Here is a 14,732-nt window from a genome sequence, read left to right as displayed (position 1 = left end):
CAATCAGGCGGGAGATCGTGGGCGGTTAGGATTGGCTAAGTTTAAGCGCCTGGTTCCGGACATCAGTAGCCGCAATGGCCCAGCCACAATGGCCCCATGGTTTCTCCTACGGATCGCTCCGCGCCCACGGTCGGCTTCGACCTCGACATGACCCTGATCGACTCACGGCCCGGGGTTCAGGCCGCCTACCGGGCGCTCTCCGCCGAGACAGGCGTCCCCATCGATGCCGATCTCGCGGTCGGCCGGCTGGGCCCGCCGCTCGAACAGGAGCTGGCGCACTGGTTCCCCGAGGACCGGATCGCGGACATGGCCGAGCGTTACCGGGAGATATATCCCACATTCGCGATCATCCCGACGCACCCCCTGCCCGGCGCCCGCGAGGCCGTCGCCGCCGTCCAGAGGCTCGGTGGCCGGGCGCTGGTGGTCACCGCCAAGCACGAGCCGAACGCCAAGCTCCACCTGAGCCACCTCGGTATGGAGCCGGACGTGGTCGTCGGCTCGCTGTGGGCCGAGGCGAAGGGCGAGGCGCTGCGCGAGTACGGCGCTTCGGTGTACGTGGGCGACCACGTCGGCGATGTGCGCGGGGCGCACACGGCTCAGGCGCTCTCCGTCGCCGTACCGACGGGGCCGTGCGACGAGGAGGAACTGCGCGCGGCCGGGGCGAATGTGATCCTGCCGGACCTGACGGCGTTCCCGGCCTGGCTGGAGAGCTATGCGGCGGGCCGCCGGGACGCGTTGGCGTGACGGGTTCGCCGGCACGATGGGCCTGTCGGCCCAAGCGGCCGTGGCAGCCCTAAGCAGCCGTGGCAGCCCCCGACTTGGCCTGCCTGCGCTGCGCGGCGATCGACCGCAGGACACCCGCGCCCGCGATCAGGAACCCCACTCCCATCAGCATGGAGACGGCGTACGCGAGCGTGGGGAACGGTTCCGTGCCCAGGAACAGCGGGGCGACAGTGACCAGAGTGGCCACGGCGCCGACGATGAAGACGATCGCGCCGATACGGACCAACCCGTCGCCGGGCCCGCCCTCATCGGCCGCCCGGCCGTTCGCGCGGCCGGGCGCGCGGTCCGCCGCCCGGCCGGTCACGGGGTCGGTCACTGGGTCGTTCGCTCGGTCCGTCGCACGGGGTGCAGGAGTAGCAGTCACCTCACCAGGGTAGTTCCCTGCGGACAGCAGCAGACAGGAACCGTACGGCAACGTCTTGTCACCAGCCCCTGGACCATTAGCCTTGGAGATGGCGGGTCGATCGACCCGCTGTAGTGCTATCCAGAGCCGTTTTCTGTGCGCGCCGGTCGCCCCAACGAGCGTCGGCGCCCCAACGAGTACGAGGACGAGGACAGACGTGCCTACCGGCAAGGTCAAGTGGTTCAACAGCGAGAAGGGCTTCGGCTTTCTCTCCCGTGACGACGGCGGCGACGTCTTCGTGCACTCGTCGGTCCTCCCGTCCGGAGTCGACGCGCTCAAGCCAGGCCAGCGCGTGGAGTTCGGCGTCGTCGCGGGTCAACGCGGCGACCAGGCGCTCTCGGTGACGGTCCTCGACCCGACGCCCTCGGTCGCGGCGTCCCAGCGCCGTAAGCCCGACGAACTGGCCTCGATCGTCCAGGACTTGACGACGCTGCTGGAGAACATCACCCCGATGCTGGAGCGCGGACGGTACCCCGACAAGGTGCACGGCGCGAAGATCGCGGGCCTGTTGCGGGCGGTCGCGGACCAACTGGACGTGTGAGCGCACTCCCTGGACGTGTGAGGCGCGCTCTCCGGACGTGTGAGGCGCACTCCCCGGACGTGTGACAGGCGCTCCGCTCAGACGAAACGCAGCGCGTCGTGGCCGAGGGGCGGTACGAGCCCCTCGGCCGCCGCGCGCGTGAGGAGCCCGCGGACCGCCGCGTAGCCGTCGTCGCCCAGGTCCGCCGTGAACTCGTTGACGTACAGGCCGATGTGCTGGTCCGCCACCGCCGGGTCCATCTCCTGCGAGTGCGCCAGGACGTACGGGCGTGATGTTTCCGGATCGTCCCAGGCCATCCGGACCGACCTGCGGATCGACTCGGCCAGCAGCTGGAGCTTCTCGGTGCCCAGCGAGCGCTTCGCGATGATCGCGCCCAGCGGGATCGGCAGGCCCGTCGTGGCCTCCCAGTGCTCACCCATGTCGGCGAGGCAGTGCAGCCCGTAATTCTGATAGGTGAAGCGCGCCTCGTGGATGACGAGTCCGGCGTCCACCTTGCCGTCCCGTACCGCGGGCATGATCTCGTGGAACGGCAGCACGACGACCTCGCCCACCCCGCCGGGGACGACGTCCGCCGCCCACAGCCGGAAGAGCAGATACGCCGTGGAACGTTCGCTCGGTACGGCGACGGTCTTCCCGGTCAGGTCCGCGCCCGGCTCCTTCGACAGTACGAGCGGGCCGCAGCTGCGGCCGAGCGCGCCGCCGCACGGCAGCAGGGTGTACTCGTCGAGGACCCAGGGCAGCACGGCGTACGAGACCTTCAGTACGTCGAACTCACCGCGTTCCGCCATGCCGTTGGTGATGTCGATGTCCGCGAAGGTGACATCGAGATCGGGCGCGCCGGTGACCCGGCCGTGCACCCAGGCGTCGAAGACGAACGTGTCGTTCGGGCAGGGCGAGAAGGCGATCTGAAGCGGCTGCGGGGTCATGACGGCTCCTCGAAGACTGGGGTGAGCAGCGTGAACGCGTGCCGCAGCGAGTCCAGCGCCGGGCCGATCTGCCACGAGCCACGGTCACGCGGGCCGACGGCGTTGGAGATCGCCCGGATCTCGACGCACGGTACGGAGTGGGCGGCGGCCGCCTCCGCGACACCGAATCCCTCCATCGCCTCGGCGGCGGCACGCGGATGGCGCGCGGCCAGCGCGGCGGCGCGGGTTGCGGTGCCGGTCACGGTGGAGAGGGTGAGGACGGGCGCGAGGACCGCCGAGGTGAGCGGGTCGGCGTTCAGGACCTCCGCCATACGGGCCGTCAGCCGCGCCGGCGGATGGTGGACGCTGCGGCCGAAACCCAGTTCCTCGACCGGCAGATGACCGTCGGGAGTCTCGGCGCCCAGGTCGGCGGCGATGATCGCGTCCGACACGACGAGCGAGCCGAGCGGGGCGTGGGGCGGGAAGCCGCCGGCGATACCGGCCGAGACGACCAGGTGGTACGGAGGGTCGTACGGAGAGGCCGCCAGCGCGGTGGCCGTGGCGACCGCGGCCGCCGTCGGGCCGACCCCGCCCGCCAGGACGTCCAGTACCGGTATCTGCACGGAACCGGGCCGGGGCACGAACTGCGCGAAGCCCGCCACCTCGTACCCGCCGGTCAGCTCCCGGGTACCGCTGGCGGCGTACCGGGTGATGCCCGCGGTGACGGCCTTCGCCTCCGCTGCCACCGCTGTCACTACGAGCACACGCATGGCGGAGAGCCTCCCAGGGGCGCCCGGCCATTCGGATCGTTCGGATCACTCGGATCGCTCGGTGACGCGGTCACCGGGCCGGGTTGGTTCAGTTCGCTGTGCGAAGGTCCGGTGCGGATCTTCGCGTGTGGTTCGGTCAGGAAGTCTTCTTGAACTCGAAGTGCCAGATGCCGGTGAGCTTCTTGCCGTTGGCCTCGACGAGGCTGACCTGGGTGTCGTTCGTGCTCTGGCCGGTCTGGCTGGTGAAGAAGGCGCTGCCCGGGATGGTCCGGTACGTCTTCTTGTACGGCTCCTGCTCGGCCTGCTGGCCGTTGATGAAGAGGGTCCAGCCCTTCTCGGCGATCTCCGGGTCCACGCCGAAGCGGACCTTGTCGTCCATGGAGATCTCGATCTTCTTCTCCGCCTTCTTGTTCAGGCAGGGCTGGTAATCGGCTTCCTTGATCGCCTTACCGTCGTTGTAGCAGGTGGCCTGCGTGTTCACCGACTTGTCGCCGACCGTCACGGTCGCGAGCGGCGTCGGCTTGTCACAAGCGGCGAGGACGAGGAGTCCGGCGGACGTGGCACCGAGGACGGCGCCGACCCGACGGGCCCTACCAGAGAAGAACGCAACGGTCATGGGGCGAAGGCTATCGGTCGCCCGCGCTCACGCCACGAGGGGGTACGGCGAGCCGCGGGCACGCCCGCGACGAGGGGCGGGCGGAGGGCGGTTCGCGAGGCCGCGGACGGCTGCCGGACTCGTGGGCACACGCGGGCACTTCCGTACCGCACTCGTGGGCATGCGCGGGCACTTCCGTACGGCCCCTACGCCACGCGGGCGTGCGCCGTGCCGCGTCGGGCCGCGCTCAGCAGGCCTCGTCCTGACACCAGTCCGCCGAGCGCGAGGATGCACGCGGCGGTGGACATGCCCAGCACGCCGTTGAGCGGCAGCGCGATCCCGATCGCGCCGCCCACCACCCACGACATCTGGAGCAGCGTCTCGGAGCGCGCGAAGGCCGACGTCCGTACCTGCTCCGGTACGTCCCGCTGGATCACCGCGTCCAGGGACAGCTTCGACAGCGCCTGCGTGAGTCCGGCGACCGCGCACAGCGCGGCCATCATCACGCCGCCGAAGAACAGCGCGGCGAAGACCGCGGTGCCGAGCGCGATGGCCAGCACGGTGACGATGATCAGTTCGGGGCCCCGGGCCTTGAGCCAGGCACCGACGGCGGTGCCCAGCGCGTTGCCCGTACCGGCCGCGACGGCCACGATGCCGAGCGAGAAGGCCGCGTTCTGGCCGGCGAGCGGATGCTCGCGCAGCAGGAAGGCGAGGAAGAAGATCAGGAAGCCGGAGAGCGCGCGATGCGCCGCGTTCGCCTGGAGGCCGTGCAGGACCGACGGGCCGACCGTACGCAGACTGGGCCGCTTCTCCCCGTGCGTGACCAGGTGCGCCTTGCGCTCGCCCTTGGCCGAATCCACCGTGGGCGGCAGCGTGAAGGCCAGGAACGTACCGGCGAGGAAGATCACGCACGCCCCGTACAGCGGCCACTGGGGGCCGATCTGGTGCAGCCCCGCGCCGACCGGGGCCGCGACGCCCGTGGCGACCAGTCCGGCGAGCGTGACGCGGGAGTTGGCCCGTACGAGAGAGAAGCGGGGCGGCAGCAGACGCGGCACGACCGCGCTGCGGACCACGCCGTACGCCTTCGACGCGACGAGCACGCCGAGCGCCGCCGGATAGAGCTCCAGGCCGCCGGTGGACACCGCGCCCGAGATCGCGAGCGCGAGTACCGCGCGGACCAGCATGGCACCGGCCATGGCCGCGCGGCGGCCGTGCGGCAGACGGTCGAGCAGCGGGCCGATGACGGGCGCGAGCAGGGCGAAGGGGGCCATCGTGACGGCGAGGTAGAGCGCGACGCGGCCGCGTGCCTCGTCCGTCGGTACGGAGAAGAACACGGTCGAGGCGAGCGCGACGGTGATCATGACGTCGCCCGCGCCGTTCACGGCGTGCAGCTCGATCAGCTTGCCGAGCCCCGACTCGCCCGCGCCGTGCGCGTGGGTGGCCTTGCGGATGCCCTTCGCGGTGCCCGTGAACGGGAGGCTCAGCACATGACGGATGGCCCGCCCGGTCCTGCGGAGCGGGCCGGCGGGGTCGGACGACCTTGCGGCTGCCACCTCGTCATAGTGCCCCAGGGAGCGGCGCCGCGAACCGATCAGTCGGATGACAGGGCCGTGCCGGTGCCACGACGGAGGCCCCGGGGCGGGGCACGGGGAGGCCCGGGGCGGGGCGCGGGCCGGGCGGGAGCCGTTCACCGGGAAGCTGCGGGCGCTACCGGGAAAAGGACGGGGAAATGGGGCCGGAAGGGGACCACGAGAAGGGCCAGGGGGAGTACGAACCGGTCAGCGGCGGCGGGGCGTGGCCGGGTGCGGCGTGGCCGGGTGCGGCGGGGCGTGGCCCGGTGCGGCGTGACGTGGCCTGGTGCGGCGGGGTGCGGCCTCGTGCGGTCGACCGGTACGTGGCCGCCCCGGCGTGCGCCGGTCCGTCGGCGCCGTTGAATTTCCGGACGCGCCCGGAAGTCTTCCCGGAGGCCCGAATGTGACCTTGGCCCCTCACCGCCGGATCCTGACCGCCCCGCACCGGGTCCTGGCCGCCCCTCACAGGGTTACGGCCTTGTTGCGGTGTGGCCCGAAGTACCGGAAAGGCGACGTGCAGGTGGGCGGGGGGCGGCAGAGAGGGTAGCGTGCGTAGCGCGCCACCGGCGGTTGTTCTCGGCCGCGCGCCTCTTCGTGATCCCGCAGAATGGATAACGGTTGGGTGTGCCCGAGGAGAGATCGGGCGTGGACGTCGATGCGGCCCTCAGGTCCGCTCCGCCCTCGGCTCGTACATCGCGAATCGGCCGGCGCACCCGTGAGACGGCGTAGGAGAGAAGCGAGACCTGTGAGTGCTGCGACGACGCGAAGCCGAATCCCTGACCGCCTGTGCGCCGAGGCGGTAGACCTCGCCAGGTCGGCCGCCGAAGAGGCGGCCGCCCCCGGGGTCGTCGGGGAACATGTCTCGGCGGTGGCTGACGGGGACCGGGTCGTCACCCACTTCTTCGAGTGCAAAGAGCCCGGCTACCGGGGCTGGCGCTGGGCGGTGACGGTCGCGCGGGCATCCCGCGCGAAGAACGTCACGCTGGACGAGACCGTCCTGCTGCCCGGCCCGGACGCGCTGCAGGCCCCCGAATGGGTGCCCTGGAGCGAGCGGCTGCGGCCCGGAGACATGGGGCCCGGCGACCTGCTGCCCACCGAGGCGGAGGATCTGCGCCTGGAGCCCGGCTACACCGGCGAGGACGAGCCGCCGCCGGACTCGGCGCTGGTGGAGGCCGGGCTGGACGAGGAGCCGGGCGAGCCGGGAGTGGCCGCGGCGGCTCTCGCGGAGTCGCCGGTGGACGTGGTCGCCGACGAGCTGCTGGACGGTGCGGACACCTCGGCGGACATCACGGTCGCACGCGGCACGATCACGTCGGTCGCGGAAGAACTCGGCATGCGCCGGGCGCGGGTCCTGTCGCGGTACGGCCTGCACGCGGCGGCCGACCGCTGGGAAGAGTCCTTCGGCCCGAAGACCCCGATGGCACAGGCGGCGCCCGCCCCCTGCGTCTCCTGCGGCTTCCTGATGCCCCTGGCGGGCTCGCTGCGGCAGGCCTTCGGCGTCTGCGCGAACGAGTTCTCCCCGGCGGACGGTCACGTCGTCTCGCTGGCGTACGGCTGCGGGGGCCACTCGGAGGCGGCGGTCATGCCGAAGCCTCCGCGCCCGGCGCAGCCGGTGCACGACTCGATGGCGACGGACGCGTTCCCGCTGCGACCGCCGCGGGACAGCGGGTCGGTGCTGACGGGGGCGGCGGACGAGTCGGAGGACCTGGGCCACTCGTAGCCTCCCGGCTGGGGGCCATGGTCTTGGGCCGTTTTGGGCTCGGGCCGGGTCGCCGTCCGGCGGGGGGTGCGGTGCGCCGTGTGGCGGGGGCGGTTGTGCCGTGCGGTGCGCCGTCCGGCGGGGGTTCGGGGTGCGGGTACGGCCCGGTGGTGGGTGCGGGGCCCGGGGCCTCCGGAGGTACATGTCCTGCACTGCATGATTTACGGCGCGTGCGGGTTTCGTGCCTGGGTGCGGGTCGGTGTGCGCCACAAATCACGCTTTACGTTCCGGACACGCACCTCCTGCGACCCCGACCCCCTCCCGCCGGCGGGCGCCATCCGGCAGTCGACGGTTCCGCTCAATTCGCCCAGGTTTGTGGCGAGTTGGCGCCATTGGGTTCCCATCCTCTTCGGCTTTCGCTAGATTTCACTCCCCGTGACGTCATCGTCGCTCTGCGGAGAGGCGGTTTGAAGCCGAGTGCCGTCCCGCGAGTTCGATGGGGACGCGGAGGAGCTCGCCGATGAAATTCCAGCCGCATGAACTCCACCCGGAGCGATCTGTCCGTGATCTTTTCGGCGCGGACGTTCGCCGGTACCGGGAGGCTTCGGGCCTGTCTCTCGTCCGGCTGGCCGCCGTACTGAAGTACAGCAAGAGCCACTTGGCGCGGATCGAGACGGCGGAGTTCCTGCCGTACCCGGACCTGCCGCCGAAGCTTGATCTGCTCTTCGAGACGGACCGTCATTTCGCGCGGTTGTACGAGGTGGCCAGGCGCGAGTCCTTCCCGGGTAAGTACCGCCGGGCAACCGAACTCGAAGCGCAGGCAAGGGTGTACGAGGAATACGCGTGCGCGACCGTGCCGGGCCTGCTCCAGACCACCGAATTCGCCCTGCGCTCCCTGCGAACGGGACACCCGCACACGCCGGAAGGCGAGATCGAGCGGATGCTCCAGGGTCGGTTGGAGCGACAGAAGAAGCTACGGAGTGAAACTCCGGCCCGTTACTGGTTCATCCTGGACGAAGCCGTGCTGCGCCGCCGGGTCGGCGACCACCGCATGATGCGCACTCAACTCGCCTCGATCATCGAGCAGTCCACGCAGTCACACATCACCGTGCAGGTACTGCCGTTCGCGTCGGGCGACCACGCGGAGATGGGCGGCACCTTGATGCTCTTCACCATCCCGGACACTCCGACGATGGTGTGGCTGGAAGGCAGCCGTAATGGAACGCTTATTGACGATCCGGACGCGGTAGCCGAGCGGCGCGAGTCGTACGATCTGCTCAGGGCGTGCGCCCTGTCACCCGAGGACTCCCGGGGGATGATCAGAGCGGTGATGAAGGAGTACGAGCGGGATGTATCCGGACCCACAGCAGACAGCCCGGTGGCGTAAGAGCTCCTACAGCAACAACGACGGTGGACTGTGTGTCGAGGTGGATGACGCGAACCCCGGCACAGTCCGAGACTCCAAGAACCAGGTGGGCCCCCGGCTGCGCTTCGAACCGGCAGCGTGGCAGACGTTCGTCACGGTGGTCGGTGCCGGTGGCTTCCGGGCGGTTTGATCCTCGGGCAAGGATCACGGCATGTCAGCCGGTCCAATGGTGGGCATAGACCTTTCGGGCTTCGAGGAAATTGGTGACAGTGTTCTCCTCGATGGCGTCCAACGCCAGAGCGTGAGAGCGACCGCTGTGCACCCAGGTGAGATGCATCAGAGCGTAAGCCGCCAGGAACAGGTAATGCGGGTGTGTGTAAGTCTTGATGGTGGCCGCACTGCTGTAGAAGGGGGAGAAGGACTCTCCGTGAAATCGCTCGTTCCGGGCAGTGTAAAGGAGGCCGCACAGCAGGATTCGCAGCCGGGCAGGGAAGGAGAGAGTAACCAGAGTCCCTGCGATATCCAGAGTGTCCCCGGACAGTGCCCGACGGAGCAGCATGGCTCCGCGGCGAGCCGTCTCGGGGGCCGGGTCGGCATATTTTCCCTCGACAAGAGTGAGGAAGCCCTTGAGCTCGGCGGGTAAAGGATCTCCGGCGCCGTAACCTTGCAGCAATCTCTGACGGGCCTTGTCGCTACTCGCGGCCGGCTCCCGGGTGACGAGACGCTTGAAGAGGAACGCACAGGTCTGACTGGGAACGTTACCGAGCACCGTTTCCGCGATGGGGCCGGACAGCAGCGGTTCGGCACTCAAGTTACCTAGCGCTTCCGTGATATTGACCCGTCCGTTCGCACGGGCGGGCAACCATGCGCCTGAGGACTTTTCGAGCACTTTCCATACCGAATCGAAGGCGATATCAGGCCGTCGAGGCAAAGCGTCGAAGGCTTCCATGAGAAAGGAAACCTGAGTGTTGTACCAGAGGTCGTCCGAGTAATTCATCGGAAGGGGGACGAAGAACCGAGATTGCGTGCGCGCCACCCGCTCGGCGAACTGCTCCTCGATGGGCAGACGTCGGCGCTCCTCCAAGATCCCGGACTGGCTCCAGGCGGCAATGATGTCGATCCGCTCGTGTCGTTGATGAGACCGGCCCTGCGACTCCATTGAATCCTTCCCCCCTCCGTCTCCCTCAGGGGAGACTGCTGATGATGGCGTTCAGGTGAGACGGTGTTCCCAGCGCAGTGACGGGTTGCCCTCGATCCAATAGGCGTGGGACTCGTTGGTGATATGGAGCCGCACGGCGCTGATATCGAGGCTTCCCGCGTCTTGCCATGCGATGAGAGCCTGCTCGATGTCGTCCCACAGGGCTGCCGGGCCGCCTTGGCGGACGGTCCAGTCAGCGCCGGCAGCGGTGAATTCGGCGAAGGATTCGCGGTCGGAGTCGAAGACGTACAGGAGTTGACTGCCGTCGCTCGTCGTGGCGCGGACGAACTGCGCGCCGGGTGCGGCGAGCTGGGAGAGGAAGGCGGGCATCCACTCCTTCAGAATCGTGGGCGGCACCTTCGTTGCCCGCTCGCTGTCGGCGTAGGCCGTGCGGGCGGACAGATCCCCGGATACTGGTACCGCGGTCTGAGATCGCGCCTGCATGAACGAGGAGCGACCGATGATCCGGCCCTCGGCAGTACCGTCCTCGCCGACGGTAACCTTCGCGAGGCCGGTGCCGTAGGGCCAGGAGCCGATGGTGGCCAGGATGATGCCGCCCGGCTTCGTCTGCCGAATCCAGGCGTGGGGGATGCGGCGGACGGCACAGGTGGCGATCACCCGGTCGTACAGGGCGCGGGGCGGGTGACCGAGGAGCCCGTCCCCAGTCACGGTCCACGTCGAGAAACCGGCCGTTTCCAGCGCGGCGTCCGCGCGTGCCGCCACCTCCGGGTCGACCTCGACCGTTGTCACGTTGTCTTCGCCGAGGCGGTGGCACATCAGTGCCGAGGAGTAACCGGTGCCCGTGCCGATCTCCAGCAACCGGTGCCCGTCTTCCAGATCCAGATTCTCGAGCATGCCGACCACGGTGACCGGAGTAGTGGACGACGACGTGGGCACGCCTGTCACGAGACCGTCGGCTTGATCGGCGGTCAGGTGTCCGTCGAGCTGAGTGGTCAGAGACCGGTCGCTGTAAGCGATCCGTGCCCATTCGGCCGGGTCGGCTCCGACTGCCGTGACCGGCTGCCACCGGCCGCCGTCCGTGGGCAGGAACACACCGGGGTTCAGGAACAGCTCGCGCGGAACGGCCTCCACCGCGGCACGCCACTGGGGAGTGGTGAGGGCGCCGGCTTTCTCGAGCCGGTCGGCGAGGGCACGCCGCTCGGGCGCGGTATCGATCATGGGGTGTCTCCTTGCGTCAGCAGGTCAGCAAATGCGGCGGACATCTTCAGTCCGGTCTTCTCCTCCAGCCACCCCCATTGGCCGTTCGGGTTCAGCTCCAGCCACCAGTAGTCCCCCGCCTGGTCCACGGAGAGATCAAAGCTCCCGGACACCAGCCCAAAGTGGCCCAGGTAGGCAAGGAGCGCCTTGTCCATGTGGTCGGGCAGATCTACTACGGCGTAGGAGAGGGCGGAGTAGTCCTTGCGCCAGTCCAGCAACCCGGAGTCGATCCGTACGGTGAACGTTCGCCGGCCGACCACCAGCACCCGCACGTCGGCGACCTTGTCCACACGAGCCTGAAACAGGTGCGGTGTCACGCGCACGCTGTCATCAATCTCCGCGGCAGTGACCGGGTCCGCCCACCCCGTAACCGGAATTCCGTTTCGTTCGTACGGGGTCCACCGCAGCGTCTTGTAGATCACCTGACCGTGGACGGTGATGAATTCGCGCGCCTCACCCGGATCGTTGGTCACGAGCGTTGGCGGCACGGTGAGGCCGAGCCGTTGGGCGAGGGCGAGTTGAGCAGGCTTGTAATCGGCGGCTGCGTTGCGGAGTGGGTGATTGACCCACAGTGGACTGTCGAGGGCGTAAAGAGTGCCCCCAAGCCCGTAACGGACCTGCGCGGCAGCGAAGCGTGCATCGTCATCGCCCAAGTTTTGGAAGGCGGGCCAGGTGGGGCGGCGCCAGTACACCGCGCGCAGTTGGGCCAGGTCGACAGTTCTCGACAGCGTACGTACCTGCCCGGCCACCGGGGCCGGGCAGGTGCCGAACCGAGCCGAGACGGTCAGTCCCGCACCGATGTCGGCGGGGTTGAGTCTGACCACCGGCACGTTTCGCCGGTTGAGTTCGGTGATCACCATGTCGGCGGTGACATCGTCCGCCTCGGTGGCCACCAATACCGGTCGTTCCTCGGTCGCCGACATCAGTCCCGCTGGCTGTCCTGGTCGTGGCCCTGGTCGTTCTGCGAGTCCGAATTCGTGGTTGTGGAGGTCTCAGTGCCGGAGCTGGTGCCGTGCTTGCCCATCTCGACCACCTGGCCGTACCGGTCGCGGAACACGCCGACCTGCGTGACAGGATCAACGGTTACCGTCGAGTGCGGGCGCCGGACAGTGGTCGGATACGGCGCGAGTCGGGTGGCTCCCCAAGGGCGGGCAGTGAGGCGCGTAGCGGACGTGGCGGTCTCGGTGGCCGCGGCCATGCCGAGCCCCCTTTCTCTTGTCGGTCCCGGCCCGGCTGGGCACGGTAGCTGCCCGTCCGTCGTCACGGATCGGGCTCCGCCGTCGGCTGGGCGATCGGCCGGGATGGCTACCCGCATCCCGGTAAGGCCTCGCCGCTGCGGAATCTTGGTGTCAGGCGAGTTCGCCGAAGCGGGCGCGCACGATGCCCTCATGGAGGTAGTTCGGCAGGTCGACGCCGCCGAGGGAGGTATGAATGGTGGCCACCTGGCCCTCGGTTTCCGAGGGGAAGCCTTCGAGGAGCAGGAGGCACTGTCGCACCCATTCACGAGACTTCTCCCAAGCGCCGACGTCCCGGTACCGGGCAGCCAGTGCGTAGGCGCTCTCTGCCGCTGCCCACCGGTTGGTCGCCAGTACCTGTTGGAAGCCCGACTCCAGTTCCTGGACAGAAGCGATGTGGATTTGGCTGGCCATGATGCCCTTCCTCATAACGCTGTGCTCGGATGTGCTCAGCACGGCGACGGTCCCAGCAGTGGCGTCGCCCCCCCATGTCCCGTCGTCGACCAGGGAGGGATCATGCAACTTGCCTGATTTTAAAGGGGTATGAGCTAACATGCTCGGGTTGCACATCTAAGAGTGAACTGGCCTTCGGCGTTCCTGGCCATGAAGTGACGGTGCAACAAGCTTGCGGATGAGAGACATCGATCGTGCGTGTTCTCGTCGCCACACGTGAGGGCTGTGATGGAAGTAGTCGACGTCTGGACCGGTCACCGCGCGTGCAAACTCCAAGCTGCTCTCCGGATGACCAACGAGTCCTTCGCCGACCGGCTGGGTATCTCGTCCCGCACGGTCGCCACTTGGCACTCAGCTCCTGACGTCGTACCCCGCAGTGAGATGCAACAACTCCTCGACTCCTTATACGAGGACGCTCCGACTGCCGTTCGTCAACGCTTCGCGATGATGACTGCCGAAGCAGGCCGGGAGAGCGCAGCAGTCTCGGTCCCGCTTCCTCAGGCCTTACGCGTCGCAATTGCTGTTGTCGTCCATGACGACAACGTGCTTCTGGTCTGCCGCCGCGACGACGAGTCCGGGATCACCTGGCAGTTCCCCGCAGGCGTCATCAAGCCCGGTGTCAGACCCGAGAGCACGGTGGTCAGGGAGACCCTGGACGAGACCGGCGTGCACTGTGGCGTCCGACGGGGCCTCGGCGAGCGTCTCCACCCGGTGACCTGGGTGCAGTGTGTGTACTTTCTGTGTCAGTACCTGGCCGGGGAGGCGGTGAACAAGGACATCGTGGAGAACGTTGATGTGACGTGGGCACCGAAGAGCGCGGTGGCTCGCTTCATCACCACCGAAAAGATCTATCCGCCGATTCTGGCAGCGCTGGAGGAAGACGTATGACCGAGCCGACGGCAGCGGAACGGCCGGGTATCGCCGCTGCGATCGTGGTCCACGAGAACCGTGTCCTGTTGGTGCGGCGCAGGGTGAAAGAGGGGCAGCTCTCCTGGCAGTTCCCCGCCGGTGAGATCGAGGTGGGTGAGACCCCCGAACAGGCGGCTGTACGTGAGACGCGGGAAGAGGTCGGCCTGACGGTGGAGGTGGTCGGGTCTCTCGGTGCGCGGGTGCACCCCAAGACGGGGCGGCGCATGTCGTACGCCGCCTGCACGGTGGTGTCCGGGACCGCCTATGTGGCCGACGCCAATGAACTGGCCGAACTGGCCTGGGTGGCGCTCGCCGATATCCCCGGGTTCGTCCCGTACGGACTCTTCGAGCCGGTTCAGACGTATCTCGACGACGCGCTCGGCAAGCGGCGCCCGCAGCATTAGGAGCTGGGCTCCCGCGGCCCGTACGGCGCTAGCGTGGGGCCCCATGATCGTATGGCTCAACGGCACTCACGGCGCGGGCAAGACGACGACCAGCGCGCTCGTGCAGCAGCTGATTCCGGATTCACGGGTGTTCGATGCCGAGAAGGTCGGCGAGACGCTCATGGACATCACGCCGGGGCTGCCCTGGACGGGCAACTTCCAGGACTGGCCGCCGTGGCGGCCGCTCGTCGTCGAGACCGCCCGTCGCGTACTCGACTACACCGGCGGCACTCTGGTGATGCCCATGACCGTTCTGGTCGAGCAGTACTGGCGCGAGATCAGCACGGGCCTCGCCCACCACGCCATTCCGGTACGGCACTTCGTCCTCCACGCCGACCAGGACACCCTTCGCGGGCGCATTGAGGGGGACACTGATCTCGGCCCCTCCCCATTCCGGCTCAAGTACCTTGAGCCCTATGCCGAGGCGGCCCGCACGTGGCTGCATGGCGAGGCCGAGGTCGTCGACACCACGCACCTCACGCCCGCACAGGCCGCCCTGCGGATCGCAGAGGCCGTCAGGAGCTGAGGTCCGCCCGCCATGTGACAACAGGTCGGAAGTCTGTCGGCGGTCTGTCGGTGGAGGTTGCGATCTTGGGCGGGTTGGGTGTTCCCCATGAGCATGGGGCCCAGAGCGCAAGGAGCC

18 protein-coding genes are annotated in these 14,732 nt (G+C 68.6%); 8 read left to right on the top strand and 10 right to left on the bottom strand.

Annotated elements, in window-relative coordinates; translation table 11 throughout:
- Positions 1–96 precede the first annotated feature (96 nt).
- Positions 97–744, top strand: a complete 648-nt coding sequence (locus ACIQD6_RS21490) for an HAD family hydrolase (protein ID WP_401884678.1) — start codon at positions 97–99, stop codon at positions 742–744.
- A gap of 49 nt (positions 745–793) precedes the next feature.
- On the opposite strand, the gene ACIQD6_RS21485 is transcribed toward ACIQD6_RS21490, so the two are convergent.
- Positions 794–1,009, bottom strand: coding sequence for a hypothetical protein (locus tag ACIQD6_RS21485; protein ID WP_401884989.1), 216 nt, complete (start codon positions 1,007–1,009; stop codon positions 794–796).
- 334 nt (positions 1,010–1,343) lie between these two features.
- On the opposite strand from ACIQD6_RS21485, the gene ACIQD6_RS21480 reads away from it, so the two are divergent.
- Positions 1,344–1,727 carry a cold-shock protein gene (locus ACIQD6_RS21480; protein WP_401884676.1) on the top strand — a complete coding sequence of 128 codons (384 nt, stop codon included), beginning with the start codon at positions 1,344–1,346 and terminating at the stop codon, positions 1,725–1,727.
- 77 nt (positions 1,728–1,804) lie between these two features.
- Here the strand turns inward: ACIQD6_RS21480 and ACIQD6_RS21475 are convergent, their stop codons facing one another.
- The 4 genes from ACIQD6_RS21475 to ACIQD6_RS21460 all read right to left on the bottom strand — a co-directional run bounded on the left by ACIQD6_RS21475 (position 1,805) and on the right by ACIQD6_RS21460 (position 5,550).
- Positions 1,805–2,653, bottom strand: a complete 849-nt coding sequence (locus ACIQD6_RS21475) for a 1,4-dihydroxy-6-naphthoate synthase (protein ID WP_401884675.1) — start codon at positions 2,651–2,653, stop codon at positions 1,805–1,807.
- Positions 2,650–3,402: a futalosine hydrolase gene (locus tag ACIQD6_RS21470; RefSeq protein ID WP_401884673.1), complete on the bottom strand. Its 753-nt coding sequence runs from the start codon at positions 3,400–3,402 to the stop codon at positions 2,650–2,652. Before ACIQD6_RS21470 ends, ACIQD6_RS21475 begins: the two co-directional genes overlap by 4 nt.
- A 136-nt stretch (positions 3,403–3,538) precedes the next feature.
- Positions 3,539–4,018 (bottom strand): DUF2771 domain-containing protein, encoded by a 480-nt coding sequence (locus ACIQD6_RS21465; protein ID WP_401884672.1) that lies wholly within the window; start codon positions 4,016–4,018, stop codon positions 3,539–3,541.
- Positions 4,019–4,203: 185 nt separating this feature from the next.
- A complete protein-coding gene (locus tag ACIQD6_RS21460) occupies positions 4,204–5,550 on the bottom strand; it encodes an MFS transporter (RefSeq protein WP_401884671.1) in 1,347 nt (448 codons plus the stop codon).
- 763 nt (positions 5,551–6,313) lie between these two features.
- Between ACIQD6_RS21460 and ACIQD6_RS21455 the strand changes: the two genes are divergently transcribed.
- The 3 genes from ACIQD6_RS21455 (at position 6,314) to ACIQD6_RS21445 (ending at position 8,823) form a co-directional block, all read left to right on the top strand.
- Positions 6,314–7,288 carry a DUF3027 domain-containing protein gene (locus tag ACIQD6_RS21455; protein ID WP_401884669.1) on the top strand — a complete coding sequence of 325 codons (975 nt, stop codon included), beginning with the start codon at positions 6,314–6,316 and terminating at the stop codon, positions 7,286–7,288.
- A 499-nt stretch (positions 7,289–7,787) separates the two neighbouring features.
- Complete coding sequence (locus ACIQD6_RS21450; protein WP_401884668.1) at positions 7,788–8,654, top strand: Scr1 family TA system antitoxin-like transcriptional regulator; 867 nt, start codon at positions 7,788–7,790, stop codon at positions 8,652–8,654.
- On the top strand, positions 8,617–8,823 hold the full coding sequence (locus ACIQD6_RS21445; protein ID WP_401884666.1) for a DUF397 domain-containing protein: 207 nt from the start codon (positions 8,617–8,619) through the stop codon (positions 8,821–8,823). The genes ACIQD6_RS21450 and ACIQD6_RS21445 overlap by 38 nt, the downstream gene beginning before the upstream one ends.
- Positions 8,824–8,847: 24 nt before the next feature.
- Here ACIQD6_RS21445 and ACIQD6_RS21440 read toward each other — a convergent pair whose 3' ends face one another.
- The 5 genes from ACIQD6_RS21440 to ACIQD6_RS21420 all read right to left on the bottom strand — a co-directional run bounded on the left by ACIQD6_RS21440 (position 8,848) and on the right by ACIQD6_RS21420 (position 12,698).
- The gene (locus tag ACIQD6_RS21440; protein WP_401884665.1) at positions 8,848–9,792 is read right to left on the bottom strand and encodes a hypothetical protein; all 945 of its coding nucleotides are present in this window, start codon (positions 9,790–9,792) and stop codon (positions 8,848–8,850) included.
- A 51-nt stretch (positions 9,793–9,843) separates the two neighbouring features.
- Entirely contained in the window at positions 9,844–11,010 is a 1,167-nt protein-coding gene (gene tgmC / locus ACIQD6_RS21435; protein WP_401884664.1) for an ATP-grasp peptide maturase system methyltransferase, read from the bottom strand.
- Positions 11,007–11,972: an ATP-grasp ribosomal peptide maturase gene (gene tgmB / locus ACIQD6_RS21430; protein ID WP_401884663.1), complete on the bottom strand. Its 966-nt coding sequence runs from the start codon at positions 11,970–11,972 to the stop codon at positions 11,007–11,009. The genes tgmC and tgmB overlap by 4 nt, the downstream gene beginning before the upstream one ends.
- Positions 11,972–12,247, bottom strand: a complete 276-nt coding sequence (tgmA, locus tag ACIQD6_RS21425) for a putative ATP-grasp-modified RiPP (RefSeq protein ID WP_401884662.1) — start codon at positions 12,245–12,247, stop codon at positions 11,972–11,974. Before tgmA ends, tgmB begins: the two co-directional genes overlap by 1 nt.
- A gap of 151 nt (positions 12,248–12,398) precedes the next feature.
- Positions 12,399–12,698, bottom strand: coding sequence for a hypothetical protein (locus ACIQD6_RS21420; protein ID WP_401884661.1), 300 nt, complete (start codon positions 12,696–12,698; stop codon positions 12,399–12,401).
- A gap of 267 nt (positions 12,699–12,965) precedes the next feature.
- Between ACIQD6_RS21420 and ACIQD6_RS21415 the strand changes: the two genes are divergently transcribed.
- From ACIQD6_RS21415 to ACIQD6_RS21405, 3 genes are read left to right on the top strand one after another with little or no spacing between them, the layout of a single operon-like run.
- A complete protein-coding gene (locus ACIQD6_RS21415) occupies positions 12,966–13,625 on the top strand; it encodes an NUDIX hydrolase (RefSeq protein ID WP_401884659.1) in 660 nt (219 codons plus the stop codon).
- Positions 13,622–14,050 carry an NUDIX hydrolase gene (locus ACIQD6_RS21410; RefSeq protein ID WP_401884658.1) on the top strand — a complete coding sequence of 143 codons (429 nt, stop codon included), beginning with the start codon at positions 13,622–13,624 and terminating at the stop codon, positions 14,048–14,050. Before ACIQD6_RS21415 ends, ACIQD6_RS21410 begins: the two co-directional genes overlap by 4 nt.
- A 43-nt stretch (positions 14,051–14,093) precedes the next feature.
- Entirely contained in the window at positions 14,094–14,615 is a 522-nt protein-coding gene (locus ACIQD6_RS21405; protein WP_401884657.1) for an ATP-binding protein, read from the top strand.
- Positions 14,616–14,732 lie beyond the last annotated feature (117 nt).

Origin of the sequence: Streptomyces sp. NPDC088400, assembly GCF_044753355.1 — a bacterium.
In the GTDB taxonomy this organism is placed as follows: domain Bacteria; phylum Actinomycetota; class Actinomycetes; order Streptomycetales; family Streptomycetaceae; genus Streptomyces.
Note: the sequence above shows the minus strand (reverse complement) of the source record. Positions and strands in the feature narration are given on the sequence as shown.

Bases quoted from the DNA above. Each gene is read 5' to 3' on its own strand.
- tgmC (WP_401884664.1), bottom strand. From the start codon at position 11,010: ATGATCGATACCGCGCCCGAGCGGCGTGCCCTCGCCGACCGGCTCGAG.
- ACIQD6_RS21470 (WP_401884673.1), bottom strand. From the start codon at position 3,402: ATGCGTGTGCTCGTAGTGACAGCGGTGGCAGCGGAGGCGAAGGCCGTC.
- ACIQD6_RS21410 (WP_401884658.1), top strand. From the start codon at position 13,622: ATGACCGAGCCGACGGCAGCGGAACGGCCGGGTATCGCCGCTGCGATC.
- ACIQD6_RS21465 (WP_401884672.1), bottom strand. From the start codon at position 4,018: ATGACCGTTGCGTTCTTCTCTGGTAGGGCCCGTCGGGTCGGCGCCGTC.
- ACIQD6_RS21490 (WP_401884678.1), top strand. From the start codon at position 97: ATGGTTTCTCCTACGGATCGCTCCGCGCCCACGGTCGGCTTCGACCTC.
- tgmB (WP_401884663.1), bottom strand. From the start codon at position 11,972: ATGTCGGCGACCGAGGAACGACCGGTATTGGTGGCCACCGAGGCGGAC.
- tgmA (WP_401884662.1), bottom strand. From the start codon at position 12,247: ATGGCCGCGGCCACCGAGACCGCCACGTCCGCTACGCGCCTCACTGCC.
- ACIQD6_RS21440 (WP_401884665.1), bottom strand. From the start codon at position 9,792: ATGGAGTCGCAGGGCCGGTCTCATCAACGACACGAGCGGATCGACATC.
- ACIQD6_RS21450 (WP_401884668.1), top strand. From the start codon at position 7,788: ATGAAATTCCAGCCGCATGAACTCCACCCGGAGCGATCTGTCCGTGAT.
- ACIQD6_RS21405 (WP_401884657.1), top strand. From the start codon at position 14,094: ATGATCGTATGGCTCAACGGCACTCACGGCGCGGGCAAGACGACGACC.
- ACIQD6_RS21475 (WP_401884675.1), bottom strand. From the start codon at position 2,653: ATGACCCCGCAGCCGCTTCAGATCGCCTTCTCGCCCTGCCCGAACGAC.
- ACIQD6_RS21420 (WP_401884661.1), bottom strand. From the start codon at position 12,698: ATGGCCAGCCAAATCCACATCGCTTCTGTCCAGGAACTGGAGTCGGGC.
- ACIQD6_RS21415 (WP_401884659.1), top strand. From the start codon at position 12,966: ATGGAAGTAGTCGACGTCTGGACCGGTCACCGCGCGTGCAAACTCCAA.
- ACIQD6_RS21445 (WP_401884666.1), top strand. From the start codon at position 8,617: ATGTATCCGGACCCACAGCAGACAGCCCGGTGGCGTAAGAGCTCCTAC.